Here is a 226-nt window from a genome sequence, read left to right on the forward strand (position 1 = left end):
TATGTCAGTGATATTTTTGTTCTTATCGGCAATCATATTTCCGTTATCATCATAACTGTAATCATCCCCAATTTTATTGACATCGTTAAATCCGCTGGTGTTATTGGAATTATCTTCAACTTTAGACAGCTGGTTTGAGTTTGCCGGATAAGTATAAACCAAATCGTCCATATCTAGATTGCCTACTTCAGGGTCGTAATCTCCCTTGCGGATCAGCTTCATTATA

1 protein-coding gene is annotated in these 226 nt (G+C 36.7%); it reads right to left on the reverse strand.

All coding sequences use genetic code 11. From position 1 onward, the window contains the following. On the reverse strand, positions 1-226 hold a 226-nt coding region (locus DMB71_RS00035; protein WP_162614717.1), incomplete at both ends, for a hypothetical protein.

The sequence above is a fragment of the Flavobacterium tistrianum genome (genome assembly GCF_003254545.1).
In the GTDB taxonomy this organism is placed as follows: Bacteria; Bacteroidota; Bacteroidia; order Flavobacteriales; family Flavobacteriaceae; genus Flavobacterium; species Flavobacterium tistrianum.